This is a genomic window from Trichothermofontia sp. (assembly GCF_053493415.1).
Map to the genome: position 1 here is coordinate 1 of NZ_JBRCAD010000023.1, position 19127 is coordinate 19127.

At 54.7% G+C, this 19127-nt stretch carries 15 protein-coding genes and 1 pseudogene; 10 read left to right on the forward strand and 6 right to left on the reverse strand.

Features of this window, described 5'->3' with window-relative positions:
* Nucleotides 1-215 precede the first annotated feature (215 nt).
* Nucleotides 216-1064, forward strand: a complete 849-nt coding sequence (locus tag ACWIUF_RS02325; RefSeq protein WP_448570565.1) for a lysophospholipid acyltransferase family protein — start codon at nucleotides 216-218, stop codon at nucleotides 1062-1064.
* 506 nt (nucleotides 1065-1570) lie between these two features.
* Nucleotides 1571-2563 carry a phenylalanine--tRNA ligase subunit alpha gene (gene pheS / locus ACWIUF_RS02330; RefSeq protein WP_448570566.1) on the forward strand — a complete coding sequence of 331 codons (993 nt, stop codon included), beginning with the start codon at nucleotides 1571-1573 and terminating at the stop codon, nucleotides 2561-2563.
* A 183-nt stretch (nucleotides 2564-2746) separates the two neighbouring features.
* Here pheS and ACWIUF_RS02335 read toward each other — a convergent pair whose 3' ends face one another.
* Together ACWIUF_RS02335 and ACWIUF_RS02340 are read right to left on the reverse strand one after the other, a co-directional pair.
* The gene (locus ACWIUF_RS02335) at nucleotides 2747-3895 is read right to left on the reverse strand and encodes a hypothetical protein (protein WP_448570567.1); all 1149 of its coding nucleotides are present in this window, start codon (nucleotides 3893-3895) and stop codon (nucleotides 2747-2749) included.
* A 52-nt stretch (nucleotides 3896-3947) separates the two neighbouring features.
* Nucleotides 3948-7217, reverse strand: coding sequence for a PAS domain S-box protein (locus ACWIUF_RS02340; RefSeq protein WP_448570568.1), 3270 nt, complete (start codon nucleotides 7215-7217; stop codon nucleotides 3948-3950).
* A 440-nt stretch (nucleotides 7218-7657) separates the two neighbouring features.
* Between ACWIUF_RS02340 and ACWIUF_RS02345 the strand changes: the two genes are divergently transcribed.
* On the forward strand, nucleotides 7658-8878 hold the full coding sequence (locus ACWIUF_RS02345) for an S-layer homology domain-containing protein (protein ID WP_448570569.1): 1221 nt from the start codon (nucleotides 7658-7660) through the stop codon (nucleotides 8876-8878).
* A 322-nt stretch (nucleotides 8879-9200) separates the two neighbouring features.
* On the opposite strand, the gene hmpF is transcribed toward ACWIUF_RS02345, so the two are convergent.
* Nucleotides 9201-10964 carry a pilus motility taxis protein HmpF gene (gene hmpF, locus ACWIUF_RS02350; protein ID WP_448570570.1) on the reverse strand — a complete coding sequence of 588 codons (1764 nt, stop codon included), beginning with the start codon at nucleotides 10962-10964 and terminating at the stop codon, nucleotides 9201-9203.
* Between the two features lie 346 nt (nucleotides 10965-11310).
* Between hmpF and ACWIUF_RS02355 the strand changes: the two genes are divergently transcribed.
* Together ACWIUF_RS02355 and ACWIUF_RS02360 are read left to right on the forward strand one after the other, a co-directional pair.
* Nucleotides 11311-11562: a chromosome partitioning protein ParB gene (locus tag ACWIUF_RS02355; RefSeq protein WP_448570571.1), complete on the forward strand. Its 252-nt coding sequence runs from the start codon at nucleotides 11311-11313 to the stop codon at nucleotides 11560-11562.
* Between the two features lie 83 nt (nucleotides 11563-11645).
* Nucleotides 11646-12137, forward strand: coding sequence for a Dps family protein (locus ACWIUF_RS02360; RefSeq protein WP_448570572.1), 492 nt, complete (start codon nucleotides 11646-11648; stop codon nucleotides 12135-12137).
* A gap of 486 nt (nucleotides 12138-12623) precedes the next feature.
* Here the strand turns inward: ACWIUF_RS02360 and ACWIUF_RS02365 are convergent, their stop codons facing one another.
* Nucleotides 12624-12941, reverse strand: coding sequence for a hypothetical protein (locus ACWIUF_RS02365; protein WP_448570573.1), 318 nt, complete (start codon nucleotides 12939-12941; stop codon nucleotides 12624-12626).
* A 211-nt stretch (nucleotides 12942-13152) separates the two neighbouring features.
* On the opposite strand from ACWIUF_RS02365, the gene bchL reads away from it, so the two are divergent.
* The 5 genes from bchL (at nucleotide 13153) to ACWIUF_RS02390 (ending at nucleotide 17990) form a co-directional block, all read left to right on the forward strand.
* A complete protein-coding gene (gene bchL / locus ACWIUF_RS02370) occupies nucleotides 13153-14016 on the forward strand; it encodes a ferredoxin:protochlorophyllide reductase (ATP-dependent) iron-sulfur ATP-binding protein (protein WP_448570574.1) in 864 nt (287 codons plus the stop codon).
* A 178-nt stretch (nucleotides 14017-14194) separates the two neighbouring features.
* On the forward strand, nucleotides 14195-14554 hold the full coding sequence (locus ACWIUF_RS02375) for a DUF5331 domain-containing protein (RefSeq protein ID WP_448570575.1): 360 nt from the start codon (nucleotides 14195-14197) through the stop codon (nucleotides 14552-14554).
* Between the two features lie 39 nt (nucleotides 14555-14593).
* On the forward strand, nucleotides 14594-15991 hold the full coding sequence (locus ACWIUF_RS02380) for a ferredoxin:protochlorophyllide reductase (ATP-dependent) subunit N (protein ID WP_448570576.1): 1398 nt from the start codon (nucleotides 14594-14596) through the stop codon (nucleotides 15989-15991).
* 134 nt (nucleotides 15992-16125) lie between these two features.
* Entirely contained in the window at nucleotides 16126-16458 is a 333-nt protein-coding gene (locus ACWIUF_RS02385) for a cupin domain-containing protein (protein ID WP_448570577.1), read from the forward strand.
* Entirely contained in the window at nucleotides 16455-17990 is a 1536-nt protein-coding gene (locus ACWIUF_RS02390; RefSeq protein ID WP_448570578.1) for a thymidylate synthase, read from the forward strand. The genes ACWIUF_RS02385 and ACWIUF_RS02390 overlap by 4 nt, the downstream gene beginning before the upstream one ends.
* Here ACWIUF_RS02390 and ACWIUF_RS02395 read toward each other — a convergent pair.
* Complete coding sequence (locus ACWIUF_RS02395) at nucleotides 17970-18641, reverse strand: response regulator (protein ID WP_448570579.1); 672 nt, start codon at nucleotides 18639-18641, stop codon at nucleotides 17970-17972. The genes ACWIUF_RS02390 and ACWIUF_RS02395 overlap by 21 nt on opposite strands.
* Before the next feature lie 93 nt (nucleotides 18642-18734).
* Nucleotides 18735-19127 (reverse strand): annotated as a pseudogene (locus ACWIUF_RS02400) (hypothetical protein); the annotation flags it as partial.

The window sequence follows — 19127 nt, forward strand, 5'->3', positions numbered from 1 at the left end:
GTACGATCCTGTTGCCCCAACTATCCCCCCTGCCCCCGCCCTCGCTTGACATGGACGCGATCGCGGCGCCCCCTGGCGAAGAAGACAATACGACCATCTTGCCGGAGAATTGGGATCAACTGGCGCAGGGGCCAGGGCGATCGCAACCTCCGACTCCCCCCGCCTCCGACGCCTAAAATGACTCGTATAATTTTTGAATTTTGGAACCAATGGTGATGAGACAAGGGCTTCCCTACAGCGGGTGGTCATTAACAGAGCGCGATCCAGCCTTTATTGAAAGCTGGTTACCTTTTTGGGGTTGGTTTTATCAGCATTATTTCCAGGTTGACAGCGACGGTTGGGAGCATATCCCGCCCCAGGGGGCTGCGCTCCTGGTTGGCTCCCACAACGGCGGGTTAGCCGCCCCGGATATGTTTATGGGAATGTATGACTGGTATCGCCAATTCGGCTGCGATCGCCTGACCTATGGTCTTATGCATCCCAAGGTTTGGCAGTTTTATCGCCCCCTAGCGGAAATGGCGGTCAAATCCGGCGCGATTATGGCCCACCCCCAAATGGCGATCGCGGCCCTGCGGCGACAAGCCTGCGTGTTAGTCTATCCCGGCGGTGCCCAGGATGTGTTTCGGCCCTACTGGCAGCGCGATCGTATCCATTTTGCCGATCGCAAAGGGTTTATTAAACTCGTTCTGCGGGAAGGAGTTCCCCTCGTGCCCATCATTTCCTGGGGGGCGCACGATACCCTGGTGGTGCTGGCTGACCTCTATGAACCCATGCAGACCCTGCTCAAAACCTTGCAACTGCCCTGGTTGTTTAATATTGACCCAGAGGTGTTTCCTATCTATCTGGGGTTACCGTGGGGTGTCAGTATTGGCCCGTTGATGAACTTTCCCCTGCCGCGCAAAATCTGGCTGCGGGTGTGTCCCCCGATCGCCTTTGAACGCTACGGGCGGGCGGCTGCCAAGGATGCGGCCTATGTCGATGCCTGCTATCAGGAGGTATTGACCACCATGCAACAGCACCTCGATCGCTTGATCCTCGATACCCAAGGCGTAGCAGCGGCCTAGGAAACGGCAAGCTGGCCTGTACACCCCAAGCACGCCCATTGATGTTACTTTCCGGTACTTCCATACCTAATGCGGTACAGACAAGACTTGATGAGGTACAGACACAAGGGCTTAAGCCCCTTGCCTACAAGGCTTAACAGTACTTCATTAAAGAGGGAACGGCTGTATCTGTGGCCCAGGCAAGATATCTACCCCACACTAACCCACCCATCTAAAATCTAAAATCTAAAATCTTAAGATCCTCCCTAACAACCCAGGATGCCTCCCCCCAACCCTTTATCGATCTCCCAAGCAGATTAAGTAATTACCCTGAGTCTTGCGCAGTAAACCCTGGGCACGATAACCATAGCTGACACGTAGTCAGGGTGCTCACCCCCGGCGCAGGTGCAAGTGCAGACGGGTGGTGAGCTTGCTAATGCAACAACGATGCAGGCAACGGTGACGGTCTAGCCGCCATAAATGCCCTAGACTGGGAGAAATCCCTGATTTTGTGCAACGTTCACCCTATGAGTACCCTTGAGACGCAACTGCAAACCCTGCAACAGGATGGCCAAGCCGCGATCGCAGCCACGGATAGCCTTGAGCAATTGGAACAATTGCGTGTCAAGTACCTAGGGAAAAAGGGCGACCTCTCCCAAATCCTGGGCGGTATGGGTAAGCTGGATGCCAGCGATCGGCCCCGCATTGGTTCCCTCGCCAATGAAGTCAAAACGATCTTGCAACAGGCGCTAGACGATCGCCGCACTGCCCTACAAACAGCGCAAATTCAGGCCCAATTAGAGGCCGAAACCCTGGATGTGACGATGCCGGGGGTTTATCGGCCCCTGGGACGTACCCACCCGCTGACCGCGATGACCGATCGCATGATCGATATTCTGGTGGGCATGGGCTACACCGTCGCGGATGGTCCCGAAATTGAAACTGACTACTACAACTTCGAGGCGCTGAATACCCCGGCTGACCACCCGGCCCGCGATATGCAGGACACCTTTTATCTACCCGATGGTCATCTCCTGCGCACCCATACGTCCTCTGTGCAAATTCGCTATATGGGGGAGAATGAACCACCCATTCGGATTGTGGCCCCCGGTCGGGTCTTCCGGCGGGATACGGTGGATGCTACCCATGCGGCAACCTTCCACCAATTGGAAATTCTGGCGGTTGATGAGGGCCTGACGTTTACGGATCTGCGGGGTACGTTGCGGGTCTTCTTGGAGTCGGTGTTTGGGGAAGATCTCCCAGTTCGTTTCCGCGCCAGCTATTTCCCATTTACAGAACCCTCCGCCGAAGTGGATGTGCAATGGCAGGGCAAATGGCTAGAGGTCATGGGGTGTGGCATGGTGGACCCGAATGTTCTCAAGGCAGTGGGGTATGACCCGGAAGTCTATACCGGGTTTGCCGCTGGGCTAGGGATTGAGCGGTTTGCAATGGTGTTGCATCAAATTGATGATGTGCGCCGCTTCTATACCAACGATCTACGCTTCCTGCGCCAGTTTTAGGGGGAGGCGGGCATGATTTTGTCACCACGATCGCGGGAGGAACTCATCGCCCATTGCAAGCCGTAGGCCGTGATTCGGGCCTGATGACAGGGGGGGTTAGGGTTAAAAAGGAGACATCAGTGGCGAGATCGCCCGGTTTCAGCACTGAAACCGGACGCTGAGCATAAAAATGGACCTTGGAACCTAAAACTGGCAGAGATTGTCAGCCACGAGCGATCGCTCATAAATCCGGTAAGTTTTATAGCGCTGGCCCCCACTGGCTTCGATCAGCTTACGCGAGGCATAGTTATCCTCCCAAACCCAGGATAATTCCGCCCAAGTATAGGGCTTGCGTTTTTGCACCCCCCCTTTCATCCCCAGGTAAATCAGCGCCAGGGGCACCAGTTTACGGCGGTATTCCGGGAGGGAGCAAATCACCAAAATGCGGGCACGATCGATCTGACGCCGGTACCAAAGAAATTTTAGAATACCCAGCCAGTTCAGCCGACCATTGATATGCTTAAGGGCCAGATTATAATCGGGTAGGCCCATAAAGAAACCCACCATTTCGCCATTGACTTCCGCCACAGGGAAAATATCCGTATCCACCAGTTGCTGCAAATCCTTAGCGTCTTCCAGAAACTCAGCTTCCGTGCGAGGAGACGAACTCCAATTATTGGCAAAAGCGCGATTAAACAGATCATATAAACTTTTACAATCCTGCTTAAAAGCTTCCCCTTGCGTGTGGATTGGGCGAAAGGTTACTCCCGATTGGCAAGCAATGCGGTAGGAACGTTCAAATTCCGGAGAGAGGGGTTTATCTAACGGCAATTCGTAGGCATAGGCATCCTTGGCCTTTTGCCAGCCTAAGCGCTCCATGAGTTCGGGATAATACGGTGGATTGTAGGGCATCATGATCACGGGGGGTGAATCAAAGCCCTCGACTAAAAACAAACAATCGTTGTGGGTTGAGAGGTTAATCGGACCACGAACCCGGATCATCCCTTTAGTCTTAAGCCATTCATCCGCCACCTGAAACAAGGCTTGGGCGACCGTTTCCTGATTCACGCATTCAAAATAGCCAAACACCCCGATCGCTTGGCCCTCGGCGGCCACTAGCCGTTGATTCACCGCCGCGACAATTCGCCCTAGTAATTCCGACTGTTCCCCGATCGCGATAAATGCCTGAAGTTCACCATATTGCCGAAATGGGGCTTGGGGAGATAATTGTGCTGCAATACTTTTGCGCAGGGGCGGAACCCAATGGCGATCGTGTCGATAAATGTGGGCAGGCACATCTAGGAATTGTTCCATTTGTGCCGCCGTGGTCACGGGTAAAACCTGGAAGGACATCAGTTAACACCAGCGAGATTGAAAGGGTGCCCAAGATTTAGCATAATTTGCCTCAACTCGCGATCGGCAACGTAAACCAGAAAACAGCCCCGGCATTGGGCTGACTGCGCACCCCGATCGTCCCCCCGTGGGCTTCAATAATTTGCCGACAGAGATACAGCCCTAAACCCACCCCCGTAAACTGTCGCCTCTGGGGACCCTGTTCATATAACTCAAACAGGCGCTCGCACTGCTCTGGTGTTAGGCCGATCCCATCATCGGCAATCTCACAGCGAACCCAGTTGGTACTGGGAGAACTCGTGACTGTCACCGGGCTGGGGTAGGCCGTGATCGTTAAGTGTAGACCGGGGGGATTGTGTTTGAGGGCATTGATAATCAGGTTTTCAAAGACCCGCCAGAGTTGGGCCGGATCGGCACTGACTGCGGGTAGATCGGTTGGAATTTGGGGTGTCAGCGTTGCCCGATTATCTCTTAACAGGGGATCAAGATCGGTCAGCAGGGGGGGTAAGGCTTCCGCCAACGCGATCGCCTGCCGCTGCAAGGTGATGCCCCGGACATGGCCCCCGTGGGTTTCCAACAGCAGGTTCAGGAGGTTCAATTGCCGTTCATTACTCTCGACCATGCGCTCAACGATCGCCCGGTTGAGGGATAGATGCTCATCAGGCTTTTTGAGCATATTTTTCAGCAGCATCAGCCACCCCATCACGGGCGTACGGAGATCATGGGTTACGGTGTGGAGGAAGACATCTTTTTGGCGATCGAGTTCTTGCAGTTCCTCCATCTTTTGTTGGAGTTCCGCCGTGCGCTGCTCCACCTGTTGTTCCAGATTGGCATTCAGATCCGCCAATTGCTTGTAGAGTTCCGCTTGTTGGATCGCGATCGCCAGTTGCGTGGCCAACCGCTCTAGTAAATCCACCTCATGGGGTTGCCAGTCCCGGTGATCGCGCCGCGTCTCCCCGGGCGCATCGCCACATTGCTGGACCACCAAAACCCCGATCGGGCGGCCCACCAAAGCGATCGGCACGGTAATACTGGCACGGATCGGCTGCTCAGGGGAATGCCCTCCGGTCGGGGTATCGGCAACAACATGGGCGGCCCCGGTGCTAAAGAACGCTGGATTAACCTCGGTAAGTTGCAAATGCTCACCCAGGATGGACCCACGGCCCTCGGTAACGGCCTCTGCCACCACCTGCACCTGCCAGTTGGCATCCAAACGGCCAATGAAAACGCGACTGACCTGCAAAAATTGTCGAACATCGGTTACTGCTGTGGCCAAAATTTGGCCCAAATCCAGGGATTGACGAATACGCAGGGCCAAGTCCGCCAGTAGCCGATCGCACTGGGCCGTTGCCTTAATCTGGGCTTCGGCACGCACCTGTTCCGTGATGTCACGGGCAAGGGAAGCAATCCCGATCACATTACCGTGGGCATCAATCAAGGGTGAGTTATACCACTCGCAGATAATCGTGCGCCCGTCCTTGGTTAAATTGGCATTGGTACAGCCTACCCGTTGTGTGTGGACCACCAGATCCAACCAAATCTTTTCAATCTCGGCCTGATTGGCCGTCGGCACCAGAAAATCAACGGCCTTTTTACCCAGAACCTCCGCCTTCTGATAGCCAAAAACCGCTTCAGCCGCCGGGTTCCACTCCACTACCTCCATATCGAGATTCCACTCAATGACCACCAGTTGGGTTTGTTGGATCAGCAAAGATAGCCGTTGTTCCGACGCCCGTAACTCCTCCTCCGCCCGCTTGCGATCGGTAATATCCGTCGTCACCCCCAGTAGACAGGACACCCCATCCAGAACGATCGACTCCGCCGAAAATAGGCCCACCCCACGTTCCCCCGAGCGGCGATAGAAATCGAATTCATGGTTGTAGACCACCCCTTGATTTTTGAGCTGCTCCTTTACCCACTCCCGATCGGCTGGATTGGCCCAGATCTTAAACGCTAGTGAGGAATGGCCAATCACCTCCTCCCGCCGATAGCCAAAAATGCGTTCAAACCCATCATTCACCTCAATAAAGCGACCGTCCTCCAACGTCGCGATCGTGATCGATTGGGGGCTAGAGCGAAACGCCTTGGCAAACTTTTCCTCCGAGGTGCGCAGGGCTGCCTCGGCCCGCTTGCGATCGGTAATATCCCGCACAATCACCAGGACTTCATCCCGCCCACTGACACTTAGCCGTGCCTCGTAGTCCCGCACCTCCACGGCCTGTCCTGGGGAAGCAGAAGGCATAGACAGTTGGTATTCAAAAATTTGCATTTCCCCAGCTTCCAGGGTTTGCTCAATGTAATGCAACCGTTGTGCCGCTGCCGCTGGGGGGAGAACTTGGCGCACATTTTTGCCAATAATGTCTGACGGTGAGGCCAAAATCATGGCATCCTTGGCCGCTTTGCAGTCGAGATAGGTGCCATCGCGGTGAATCCGAAACATGATGTCGGGCAGGGCATCCACCAGCGCCCGGTGGCGAGCCTCACTGCGGCGCAGGGCTTCCTCCGCTTGCTTGCGTTCCGTGATGTCGCGAATCCCCACAACTCGCGCTTCCCGCCCTTGGTAACGAATGGACTTACCAATTACCTCTGCAATAAATTGGCTGCCATCGTGGCGCAGACCGATCGCCTCGAAGGGGTGCCGGTAGTTGGGATTCCGGAGACGTTGGCGCAGCATCTCATGGGTGGCAGGTGGGGCCAGATCCAACACAGTCATGGTCTGCATTTGGGCGGTGGTGTAGCCAAAGAGAACTTCCGCTGCCCGGTTAACATCCAGGATGCGCCCTTGCTCATGGATGAGGACCGCCTCAAACGTCGTATCGAAAAAATGCTGTAGGCGTTCTTCACTCGCTCGCAGGGCCAGTTCCGCTTGCTTGCGTTCGGTGATATCGCGCACGAGCACCAAGACTTCCCGATCGCCACTGGGCACGAGACGGGCTTCGTAGTCACAACGATCGCCCGCCAGGTTGGGCAATTCATATTCCAGGATGGTTAACTGGCCCGTGGCCAGAGTATCGGCGATCGCCTGAAGGCACCGTTCAGCCAGGTCCGGAGGTAGCAACTGCCACACGGTTTTCCCGACGATCGTCTGCCCCAAATCCGGCGGATCAGTCGGGTTGCCCTTAAAGTCCAGGTAAGTCCCTGACGGGTCCAGGCGAAAGAGGCGATCGGGGATCGCGCTGAGGATTGCGTCGTAGCGCACCCGCTGCTGCTCCTGGCGGCAATTTTCGATAAGGTTAGCCAAAAAAGCTTGTAACTGGGCAAAGGCCCCGTCATCCCGGCAATAACGCCGCAGTTGTTGGAGTTGATCAGCATCTAGGGCCATACGTCCGCATCCACACCATGCCTGTCAGCATTGCTGTCTTCACCCCCTATGCTACTTTTTTCTCTGCATGACTGCCGGACTTACGCCAGAGTATTTCCTCGCCTTCGCTATCCCCCGCTTGGCCAAAAAGCTTGAAGAGTGCTTTTCAAGTGTCGTACTATTCTTCAAGGAGCGACATGGGTCACGATCGCCCCGGCTTGGGTTGTGCTGGAACCCAATCCCTATGCCGTAAGTCTCTAATAGAACAATGAGGAAATTTGAATTAACCCTGAGCAGCAGGCACCCCTGCTAGCTAATGTCGTGCCGCTAGAGAACGTTATGTTAACCACCCGTCATCGCCCAGGATGGGGGATAGGGTTCCAGCTCTCATCCCCAAAATTCGTCAGAACCGTCAAGACCACCGTAAACTTATAGATAGATGTTGAGGAGAGTAATCCACCATGTCTCATTATAAATCGTGGCAATCGGGAACTGCCGTACTGGCAGCCCTAGGGTTAGTGGCCGGTGCCGCCGCACCGATGCTTATGCCAGCCCCTGCTGTTGCCCAGATGAGTAGCTTTCCGGATGTTCCCTCTGGTTATTGGGCGGCTCCTTTCATTGATGCCTTGAATCGCCAGGGAATCATTGTCGGCTTCCCCGATGGCAGCTACCGCCCGGAGCAATCCGTGACCCGTGCTGAGTTTGCGGCAATTCTTCGCCGTGCCCTCCCCAATGCACCGATTGAACGGCCTTCCATTCGCTTTAGCGATGTTCCGACTAGTTTCTGGGCCTATGAGGCGATCGACTTTGCCCAACGCATTGGGTTTATGGCCGGTTATCCCGATGGCACCTTCCGCCCCCAACTGCAAATCCCTCGTGAGCAAATTATCACGGCTATCAACAATGGCTTGAAGTTTGTTCCCAGTCGATCCGCAGACGAAATCTTAGGTTTTTACTCGGATAGCCATAGCATTAGCCTGTTTGCCCGTACCCCGATCGCAGCGGCAACAGAACGGCGACTGGTGGTCAACTACCCCAACCTCAATATCCTGAATCCGCTCCGGCCTGCGACCCGTGCGGAAACGGCAGCCTTTGTGTATCAGGGCTTGGTGGCACTAGGCCGTCTCCCGGCGATCAATTCTCCCTATATCGTTGGTGGTATCGGGCAGTTGGTGATTCCAGCGGGGACGCAAATCCCGACCCGCTATGAGAATGCGCGGATTGTGGTCACCCCGGATGAGCGGGTACCCCTGACGCTGACCGTGCCGCAAAATATTGTCTCGCGCACTGGGGATGTTCTGATTCCCGCCGGTAGCCAGGTGGTGGGTGAATTGCGCCCGGTTTCCGGTGGCACCCAGTTCTACTCCAGTGAACTGATCTTCCCCAATGGCACCCGTTTACCGATCGATGCCACCTCGGAAGTCCTCAACCAAACGACGGAAGTTCGGCGGGGAGGGATTAATCCCATCCTCCGGGGAGCCGCCTTTGGGGCCGCTGCCGCTGCCGCCGTTGCCGCTGTGACGGGCGATCGGGCTATTGCGACGGAAGAGGTGTTGGGCGGGGCCGCGATCGGTAGCCTGATTGGTATCTTCACGGGCCGCAACAGTGTCAGTCTGATCGTGATCGACACCAACTCCGACCTTACCTTAACCCTTCTCAGCGATCTCGAAATCCCTCGCTAGGCGTCAGATTGATTCAGGCTGAGCCTGGACCTTGACTGACTATCAATCATCACGCTTGTGGGATAGCCATCTCGGCTGTCCCCTTGCTTTTTGTCTTGACCATAGCGTTACGCCACGTTGGTCGTAATGACTTTAGTCGTTTCCGGCTAGAGCCAACCCTACAAACATGGCCAGGATGGCTTTGCGAGCTATGAGTCCGCTGGATGTCGGCTGCGGCTGCCCCTGACTTCTCCCTAAAACTGACCCAGGTTGAATCATGGATCGGCTTGACGATCGCTAGCCATGCGGGTGCACGTTAGCCAAGGAAAATTAGCTGCTGCGGTTAGGAATTGACGAACTCCGGGACAGGTTCACCCGCGACAGCACTTAAGGCTTGTCGGAGGCTCTCCGTAACTTGCAACTGCTGATCCCGGACCTCTTGAACCTGGGCAATGCCGCCCGCCAGACTTTCCAGTTTTTCGCGTAGGCTATTGATCTGATCCTGGAGGGGTTGTAGCGCCTCTTGGTAGAGGTTGACCTTACCCCAGAGTTCACCCATTGTTACGCGTTGTGCCTGAAGTGCCTCCTCTTGCTGCATCAACTCGGCCTGCTGCCGAGACTGTTCGGCCAACTGCTGTTCCAAGAGATCATGGCTTTGCTGGAGGGCGGCACGCATTTGCTCAATTTCGCTTTCCAGGTGTTGTAAAACCTCTGTCTGGCGTTGCCGTTGGCTATCGACTTGGGCCAGTAGGGGTTCCAGGGTTGCCCGTTGACTCTGGGCAGCATCGGTGTAAATGCCTTGGCGTTCGTTGAGGATGGCTTGATGGCGATGGAAGATCTCCTGGCGTTCCTGCAAGTTGCGGCGCGACCCCACCAGGGACTCGTTGAGCATCTGGTAGCTTTCTTGCTCATCGGCGATCTGGGTTTCTAAATTCAACCGCTCAATCTCGTTCGTATTGGCTAGTTTTTCCTGGAGTTCTTCGATCGCTTGCTGCTGTAACCGGAGTTCCTCCTCTTGATCGTTCACGAATTGGGAAGAGCGTTCCAACTCCCGCTGAAGTTCAGCCACCACCGCTTGCAGTTCACCCAGGGGCATCGTCCGCAGGGCTTCCACATCCACGCGATCGTCCTCTTGCTCGGCGAGGGGATCAATCAATTGATTAATCTGGCGATAGAGACGCTCCTCCTCTTCTAGTTGCAGGGTGAGGAACTCGGCCTGATTTTGCTTAGCTGCGATCAGTTGCTCCTGCGCAGTGATCTCCTGTTGCAGCTTATTGAGTTCAGCCTGGGCCGCGTGCCAGGTTTCCCAGTTAGCTTGCAGGGTTTGCATCGCCTGGTCGATGGTCGCCTGTTGGGTTTGGGCACTGTTGCGCTGTTGCTCTAATTCTTGCCAGTGGTGTGCGAGGAAGTTCTGCTGACTGGTCATCAATTCAAAGGAAGCGTTCAACTGCTCCCGCAGGGCATCCGTGGGGGCAACCGCACTGGACAGACGATCAATTAATTCCTGGAGCGATCGCAGTTGGGCCTGATCCAGCCCGCCGCCAATCCCAGCTTCCCCTTTACGCTCCTCCAAGCGCATGGTTTCGCCCCGGAGATGCGCCCATGCCCCTTCCAACTCCTGCTTCTGGCGATCGAGTTCCTCCTGAAGCGCCACTGCCTGCTGCCGAATCGCCTCCGCTTCCTCTCGTTGCTGTTTGATCTGATCCGCCTCCTCCCGTAAGCTCTCGAACTCCTGCCGCTCCGCCTCCATTTCCATGACTTTGAGGTTGAGTTCGTTGCTCTGGTACTCCAGGGAGTGCCGCCATTGTTCGATCTCTTCTTCCTTGCGCTTAAATTCCTTCTGCTGACGCGAAAAATTTTGCAGGATACTCACCAACTGCTTGGGCGTGTCGGTGATCAAACGCTGTACCTGCTTGTTTTTGCCAATATCCACCAAGACCAAGGTGCCGGCCCCCAGGTTAGTAGCCTCATCGGCAGCGACCATCTCCTCACCCCGCACCGCCTCCCAGTTAGACTCAGACTGCTGACAAGCCAGTAACCTGAGTTCTGCCTTGGCCCTACCCATGAACCCAGTTCCTTGCTTTTGTACTTCAGCTAGGTACAGCACACCAATAGTCCTCTTCTATACTCAGTGGTAACGCCTCAAGGAGGGGATCATGACAATCCCAGGAAGGTTGAGGGTGTTTTCCGTAGATTAGCTCTATCTTAATCGCTCGACTCATTGCGCAACATCCGATCGCGCTCAACCGGGACGGTAGGTTGTCCAAACTGCTGGCGCAGGTCCGTTAGCCCTGGGAAATTGGCAAATCGTTAACCACCATCATACTCACTGACGGTATTCCCGCAAGGAGGTGAACCCGGATCTGTCATACGGGTTGCAAGTCATAGTCATAACGAGTATGATTTAGAGAGAAGGACGTAGTGGAGGCTCTGGGAGAATGGCAATTAGAATAATGGAGTTACCGCTGGGTGCGATTCGGCGCCCCTTACCCCGGCAAACTGACCCGCAGAAGGTGGCTGCCCTAATGACCTCGATTCAGGCCGAAGGGTTACATGAACCGATCGACGTGTTGGAGGTGGAGGGTCAGTACTATGGTTTTTCCGGTTGCCATCGCTATGAAGCGTGTCAACGGCTAGGCTACGACTCGATCCGTTGCCGGGTGCGGCGCGCTCCGTATGCAGTTTTGCAAAAGCATCTGGCCTAGGGCAGACTTTCATCCAGCCGGGGGATTCGCAGAGTGCTGCGCTCCGCTACAACCAACCTATTGCTACCGCAGGAGAAAAAGCAATGTTAACGCAAGACAATGCCATGCCGATCAATATTGGAATTGACGAGCAACACCGGGCCGAAATTGCCGAAGGGTTGTCGCGGGTACTGGCCGATACCTACACGCTGTATCTCAAAACCCATAATTTCCATTGGAATGTGACGGGACCCATGTTCCATTCACTACACACGATTTTTGAAACCCAATATACGGAACTTGCACTGGCGGTTGATCTGATTGCCGAGCGGATTCGGGCATTGGGCTTCCCGGCCCCTGGCAATTACAGCGACTATGCACGGCTAACGGCGATCGCGGAAACACCGGGAGTCCCCGCCGCCGAGCAAATGATTCACCTACTGGTGGAGGCGAATGAAACCGTCGCCCGGACGATTCGAGAGGTGTTCCCGATCGCGGAGCGGGGCGGCGATGAGGTATCGGTAGACCTGATGACGCAACGGTTGCAGGTCCATGAGAAGGCCGCCTGGATGCTGCGCAGTATGTTGAAGGCGTAAGCGATCGGTCGTGAGACTACCGGGATGCTTCCAAGATAATCTTGAGAATTCCTGGCGCATCTTGTGGGATGGGCCTCTGGCCCGTCTCCCTTGCCCGGACTTAACAATTCCTGGCGCATCTTGTGGGATGGACCTCTGGCCCATCTCCCCCGCAAAGGGTATTGGAAAAGTCCAGAAACGCGTCATTTTGGCGACTAAAGTCACCCCTACAAACGTAAAACAATGCTTAGGACAGCCAAATGCGGAGGCCCATCGTGGCGGTTTAACCGCGATCGCCCGCTTTAAAACATCCGCTTAGAACCGGAACGGCCCGTTAGAAACGGCTTACCGTTTTCTGCCTGTCCTGCGATCGCAGCCCCCCATCCCCCTAGGATCACCCGCTACAGTCCTACTGCCTGCTGCCGATCGCCGACCCTTCACGTCACCGTCTTAGTTGGGTAATCCCCAGCCTGGGGGCAAAATTTATCATTTTTAATAAAAGTCGCATCAACCTGTGGGGTACCCAGTCAGGGGCGATCGCGATTCCCGATGTCTCTCCGTCCCCATCGCGATCGCAGGCACTGTCCGTACTGGCTGCTTGGGCAGGGCAGCGGCAAGAATTTTGCATTTCGTATTCGTCAAGCGGGCGATCGCGCTCCCTTGGGTTGCAGACCTGCGTGGGGTCGGTGTTTGGCTGGCTGGGGTAGATTGGGCGATCGCGGCACGGGTCAGCCGAGCGGGGGGCGCTGGGGTTGGTTCAAGGGGCAGGATCGGGCGATCGAGAATTTTTACTTTGTATTTATTTAATAAAAAAAAGATATACAAATTTTGTTTATTTAGCTTTTAAGCGGTTTTATAGATTTTTAAGGGATTTTTATGGCGCTATAAATTTTAATAAGCCCGATAAGGCTTGATTTTGGCTTAGGTTAGTAGCGATCGTCGGGGCAGATTACCCAATAATGGCAAGCAGGGACAGCCCAAGCTTCTTAACCGAGACGCTTCCCCAGTTGATATCGAGATTTAGGAGAAGACCCGCGTGAAACTCGCAGTTTATGGCAAAGGTGGCATTGGCAAGTCCACAACCAGTTGCAATATCTCGGCAGCCCTCGCCAAACGGGGCAAGAAAGTGCTCCAGATCGGCTGCGACCCTAAACACGACAGCACCTTTACCCTCACTGGTTTCCTGATCCCCACGATCATCGACACCCTCCAGGAAAAGGACTACCACTACGAAGATGTCTGGCCAGAGGATGTGATCTACAAGGGCTATGGCGGCGTGGATTGTGTGGAAGCGGGCGGCCCCCCCGCTGGGGCAGGGTGTGGGGGCTACGTCGTCGGTGAGACGGTCAAGCTGCTCAAGGAACTGAATGCCTTTGATGAGTACGATGTCATTCTGTTCGATGTGTTGGGCGACGTGGTGTGTGGCGGCTTTGCGGCCCCGCTCAACTATGCGGACTACTGCATCATCGTCACCGATAACGGCTTTGATGCCCTGTTTGCGGCGAACCGGATTGCGGCCTCCGTGCGGGAAAAGGCTCGGACCCATCCCCTGCGCCTAGCGGGGTTGATTGGCAACCGGACATCGAAGCGCGACCTGATCGAAAAATATATCGAAGCGGTGCCCATGCCGGTCCTGGAAGTCTTGCCCCTCATCGAAGATATTCGCGTGTCCCGCGTTAAGGGCAAAACTCTGTTTGAGATGGCGGAAAGCGATCCGTCCCTGACCTACGTGTGCGACTACTACCTCAACATTGCCGACCAACTGCTGGCGATGCCGGAAGGCGTGGTCCCCAACGATGCCCCCGATCGCGACCTCTTCTCGCTCCTGTCTGACTTCTACCTCAACCCGAAGCAGCCCGTGCAGACGGCAGAGGAAGAACTCGATCTGATGATGGTTTAACCCGTGGGATAGCCGTCCCGGCGGTCTCTAGGCAAAGTGCTTGTGGGATAGCCGTCCCGGCGGTCTCTCAGGGGCAGGCAGGATGTCCACCCCACGGCCTGTTATCTTCTGGGGATTGCCAGATTTCAGAGTCGCATTATGATGCAGGTGTTCATTTTTGCATTGGGGACTTGGAGTCATGGCATTCTTCGAGGACTTTACCGCTGCGATTAAGCAAAAGTGGCTGGACTACTACCGCGCTAATCGGCCCTGGTTGGTGTTGCAAATGGAAGGCCGTTCGATCGGCACTCCGGACGGTGGGCGGCGTCCAGTCTCTTCCCTGCTCTTGGGGGTGATTAATGCTCTAGAGCCGAAACTAGGCAATCTCATGGTGCCGTTCTTCCGGCTGAACTCGGATGAAGATGCGTTGGTGGAGGTTCTGGGGTTGAATTTTGACCCGGATATTGAACTGGGTGAGGGCGTGAGCAAGATGACACCGATGCAGGCCAAAAGTACCGATCCGGCGCATCTGCTGCTCAACTCTCCCGACGATGGTTGATTCATTCACAGTTGATTTATTCACTAAGGTTTTAGAAAGATGACTGTTGCCCAACCGGATGCCCTGAATTTTGAGTGTGAAACGGGGAATTATCACACCTTCTGCCCGATTAGCTGTGTGGCTTGGCTGTACCAGAAAATTGAAGATAGTTTCTTTCTGGTGATTGGGACCAAAACCTGTGGCTATTTCCTCCAAAATGCAATGGGGGTGATGATTTTTGCGGAACCGCGCTATGCGATGGCGGAATTGGAAGAGGGAGATATTTCTGCCAAGCTCAATGATTATGAGGAGTTAAAACGCCTCTGTACCCAAATTAAGCGCGATCGCAACCCTAGTGTGATTGTTTGGATTGGCACCTGCACCACCGAAATCATCAAAATGGATCTGGAAGGGCTGGCCCCGAAGCTGGAGGCTGAGATTGGGATTCCGATCGTCGTCGCCCGTGCCAATGGTCTGGACTATGCCTTCACCCAGGGTGAGGATACGGTGTTAGCAGCGATGGCGGCCCGTTGCCCCAGCAAGGTCGAAAATGAGGCCGAGAAGGAGGAACGTAATGCGATCCAAAAACTCCTGAGCTTTGGCCGCAAGCAGGAAGAAGTGGCCCAGGAACGCAGCGAATATGTGGATCATCCCCCTCTCGTTCTGTTTGGTTCCCTGCCCGATCCGGTGGTAACTCAGCTAACGTTGGAGTTGAAAAAACAGGGGATTAAAGTTTCTGGTTGGCTCCCCGCTAAGCGCTATACGGAACTACCGATTCTCGAAGAAGGCTACTACGTGTGTGGGGTAAATCCTTTCCTCTCGCGGACGGCAACGGCCCTGATGCGGCGGCGGAAGTGCAAGCTGATTGGTGCCCCCTTCCCGATCGGTCCTGATGGCACCCGTGCCTGGATTGAAAAGATTTGCTCCGTATTTGGGATTGAACCGCAGGGTTTGGCCGATCGCGAACAACAGATTTGGGCCAATCTGGAAGACTATATTGAACTGGTTCGGGGTAAATCCGTTTTCTTTATGGGCGATAACCTCTTAGAGGTTTCCCTGGCGCGTTTCCTGATTCGTTGCGGGATGACCTGCCCGGAAATTGGCATTCCCTATATGGATAAGCGTTACCAAGGGGCTGAATTGGCGCTGTTGGAACAAACCTGTCAGGAAATGGGGGTGCCGTTGCCGCGCATTGTGGAGAAGCCGGATAATTACAATCAGATTCAACGCATTTATGAGTTGCAACCGGATTTGGTGATTACGGGAATGGCCCATGCGAATCCGCTGGAAGCACGGGGGATTAATACCAAGTGGTCGGTGGAATTTACCTTTGCCCAGATGCATGGGTTTACCAATGCCCGCGATATTTTGGAATTGGTGACGCGGCCTCTGCGGCGGAATTCTTCGCTGAAGGATTTGGGATGGGATAAGTTGGTGAAAGAGGAAGCACGGGTTTAGGACAATTCGCCTTCAGGTGTTATCTTGGGCGGTTCACCACTAAGGCACTAAGGGCACGAAGGTACACAAACTTCTTAGTGTTTTAGTGTCTTAGTATCTTTCTGTTTTAATGTTTGAGCGGGTTGCTGCTTTCGATGCCTAATGTGTTTGATCTGCCTGATCGCCCCCTGTCCCAGGAACAATTTGATGTTCTGATGGCCGCTGGGGCTGTTAAAATCGAGCGCATCCTGTCCAGTGGACACACGACCCCAACCGGGGAATGGTACGACCAGGAACAAGACGAGTGGGTGATCCTGCTGCAAGGACGGGCAACGCTCAGCTATGCCGATGGTTCTGAAGCCGATCTGCACCCTGGCGATTACCTTTATCTCCCGGCCCACTGTCGCCATCGGGTGGAGTTCACCAGTACTGATCCGCCCTGTGTTTGGCTGGCTGTGCATTATCCTGCCCAGACCTCCTGCCCATGACTGCTGCTAACCTGAGCCACCAGTACCAGGCCCACTACAAGCCCAACCAACTGACCCGGGGGAGTGGTCAAACGGCAGTGATTACCGGGTGGACGGTCAAGCAGGCCGTGGCGAAGCGGCTGGAACCCCACGAATATGCCGTCATCGGCCAACTCTATAGCCCCACCCGTGGGATCAGTGTGCTAATCCGCAACCTGCTGGCGAATCCCCATGTGCATTACCTGGTGATCCTGAATGCTACTAAGGAGGATGAAAATGCGGGCGGCTCTACGTGTCTGATTGACTTTTTTCGGCATGGGTTTCGGGCAGGTGAAAGTGATACGGGGCGATCCTGCTGGGTCATTAACTCCCCGATCGTGGGCTATATCGACAGCGAAATCCCCGCTGAGTATCTCAACCGGTTGCGTCAGGCCATTACCTGGTTTGAAGCGCGGACAATTGCTGAAGCTGTCACCCAGGTCAAAACACTGGCGACGGCACCCCAGCGGGCACCGTGGGGAATCCCCATGCTATTTCCCCAGTTAGAAACGACGCCGAGTGTGTTACCGGGACCACGCTATGGTCATCGCATTGAGGGGAAAACGATCGCGGAAACCTGGGTGCAAATTATCCACCGCATTAAAACCACGGGCACAATTCGGCCCACGGCCTATGATGGTCACTGGCAAGAACTAATTGATCTCATGGCGATCGTGACGAATGAACCGCCTGACTTCTATATTCCAGACCCCAATTATTTACCCTGCGATCGCGCCTTTATTCAGGAATATATCGACCAAATGTTGAAAGATGCCCCCCAACGGGAGGGGGTGAAATACACCTACGGGCAGCGATTGCGATCGTGGTTTGGCCAGGACCAAATTGAGCAGGTGATTACTAAATTAGTCACCGATCGCGACTCGGCCCGTGCGGTGATGTCTCTGTGGGATGTCCAGGATCATGAAGCGAATAGCAGCCCCCCTTGTTTGAATCATATTTGGGTGCGGATTGTCGAAAACGAGTTATCCCTAACGGCGACGTTTCGGAGTAATGATATGTTTAGTGCTTGGCCGGTAAATGCGATCGGTCTGCGGGCATTACAACAACATATTCATCAACAAATCGAGGCCAGATCGGGCCGATCTCTCACCCTCGGTCCCTTGATTACGATCAGCCAAAGTGCCCATATTTATGATGACTGTTGGGAGAATGCCGATCGCTTAATTGAACAGCACTATCGACCCCTCATGGGACAGCGCCACTACGATGACGCGATCGGCAGTTTTATTATTAACATCCAGGATCAACAAATCATTGTGGTGGAACACACAACCCCTGGTTCGGGTGAAGTCGTGAAATGCTATTCCGGCCAGTCGGCGAAGCACCTGTATCGCCAGATGATTACCGACTGCCCCGCGATCGCGGCGAACCATGCCGCCTACCTAGGCAGCGAATTGCAAAAGGCAGAAATGGCCCTCCGCTATCCAGATCTGTTTAGCTATGAACAGGACCGACCCCTAGCTAAGTTAATCTTAAACAATACCAGCTCGTAGGGCCACGACCGCTGCCTGCACGCGATCGTCCACCGCCAGCTTATTCATAATGCCCCGGACGTGGGTCTTGACCGTATTGGGACTCAGGTAGAGGACAGCCCCAATTTCGGGATTGCTTTTCCCTTCGACCATAAGTTTCAGCACTTCGAGTTCCCGTTCCGACAGTTGGCCGATCAGGGCGCTGCTGGGGTTGCTGGTTGGGGGTTTCATCGCTCCCATGATCGTGTGGGCAATTTGCGGATCAAGGTAAACGGCTCCCTCCTGGGCAGCGGCGATCGCCGTGAGCAGGCGATCGATATTCGCGCCCTTAATGCAATAGGCATCGGCCCCACTGGAAAAGGCGGCGTAAATCTCGGTGTCCGCCGTGTGGGAAGTGAGCATGACCACATGAACATTGGGCAGCTTGGCCTTGATTTGTTGCGTAGCGGCAATACCATCCTGGCGCGGCAGGCCAATATCCATCACCACCACATCCGGCGTTAGCTTCAGGACTTCCTCAACCCCCAGGTAGCCGTCTTCTGCCTGCCCGACAATCTCCAGATGGGGATATTCCGAGAGGGATTGGATCAGGCCCAGTTGCATGATCGGGTCGTCTTCAACAATGACAACCCGCAGGGGAGCATCGTTAGCAGTCATGGTTTCGGGAGGCATAGGCGCGAGGGAGGTAAGGGTAGGTGGCGATCGAACGCTAGGAAGTTCTTATCAGTCAGCCTATCAGATCCCCCCACAGATGATGCCACTGGCTCAGTTTGCGTACAACTGACGGATTTCGTCGAGGGAGTTAGCAGTCCGCAGAGTTTGCAGAATCGTTTGCAGGGTATCTACAGACTCGATCGCCCGGATTTCCGGCAATAGTTGCAAGCCTGCCTCACTAAATTTCACTTCCAACACCACATCAATGTTGGCAAGCAACCCATCACGGAGACCCTGCTGCAATCCCTGCCGTAAGCCTTGCTGCTGCCCTTCTTGCCTTCCCTGCTGTAAGCCCTCTTCCTTAGCCATGCGTTCGAGGCTAGTGACGTAAGGCATATTGGTTTCCTCCTGATAGGTATAAATTTCTTGCCAGAAGCTTTTCTCCAAGTCTTGGGGCAGTTGGATTACCCAGTCAATAAACCGCAGGAGATTGATGACATCGGT

What these genes read in the sequence shown, in the direction of transcription:
- ACWIUF_RS02325 (WP_448570565.1), top strand. Translation starts at nt 216, where the DNA reads ATGAGACAAGGGCTTCCCTACAGCGGGTGGTCATTAACAGAGCGCGAT.
- pheS (WP_448570566.1), top strand. Translation starts at nt 1,571, where the DNA reads ATGAGTACCCTTGAGACGCAACTGCAAACCCTGCAACAGGATGGCCAA.
- ACWIUF_RS02335 (WP_448570567.1), bottom strand. Translation starts at nt 3,895, where the DNA reads ATGTCCTTCCAGGTTTTACCCGTGACCACGGCGGCACAAATGGAACAA.
- ACWIUF_RS02340 (WP_448570568.1), bottom strand. Translation starts at nt 7,217, where the DNA reads ATGGCCCTAGATGCTGATCAACTCCAACAACTGCGGCGTTATTGCCGG.
- ACWIUF_RS02345 (WP_448570569.1), top strand. Translation starts at nt 7,658, where the DNA reads ATGTCTCATTATAAATCGTGGCAATCGGGAACTGCCGTACTGGCAGCC.
- ACWIUF_RS02355 (WP_448570571.1), top strand. Translation starts at nt 11,311, where the DNA reads ATGGAGTTACCGCTGGGTGCGATTCGGCGCCCCTTACCCCGGCAAACT.
- ACWIUF_RS02360 (WP_448570572.1), top strand. Translation starts at nt 11,646, where the DNA reads ATGTTAACGCAAGACAATGCCATGCCGATCAATATTGGAATTGACGAG.
- ACWIUF_RS02375 (WP_448570575.1), top strand. Translation starts at nt 14,195, where the DNA reads ATGGCATTCTTCGAGGACTTTACCGCTGCGATTAAGCAAAAGTGGCTG.
- ACWIUF_RS02380 (WP_448570576.1), top strand. Translation starts at nt 14,594, where the DNA reads ATGACTGTTGCCCAACCGGATGCCCTGAATTTTGAGTGTGAAACGGGG.
- ACWIUF_RS02385 (WP_448570577.1), top strand. Translation starts at nt 16,126, where the DNA reads ATGCCTAATGTGTTTGATCTGCCTGATCGCCCCCTGTCCCAGGAACAA.
- ACWIUF_RS02390 (WP_448570578.1), top strand. Translation starts at nt 16,455, where the DNA reads ATGACTGCTGCTAACCTGAGCCACCAGTACCAGGCCCACTACAAGCCC.
- ACWIUF_RS02395 (WP_448570579.1), bottom strand. Translation starts at nt 18,641, where the DNA reads ATGCCTCCCGAAACCATGACTGCTAACGATGCTCCCCTGCGGGTTGTC.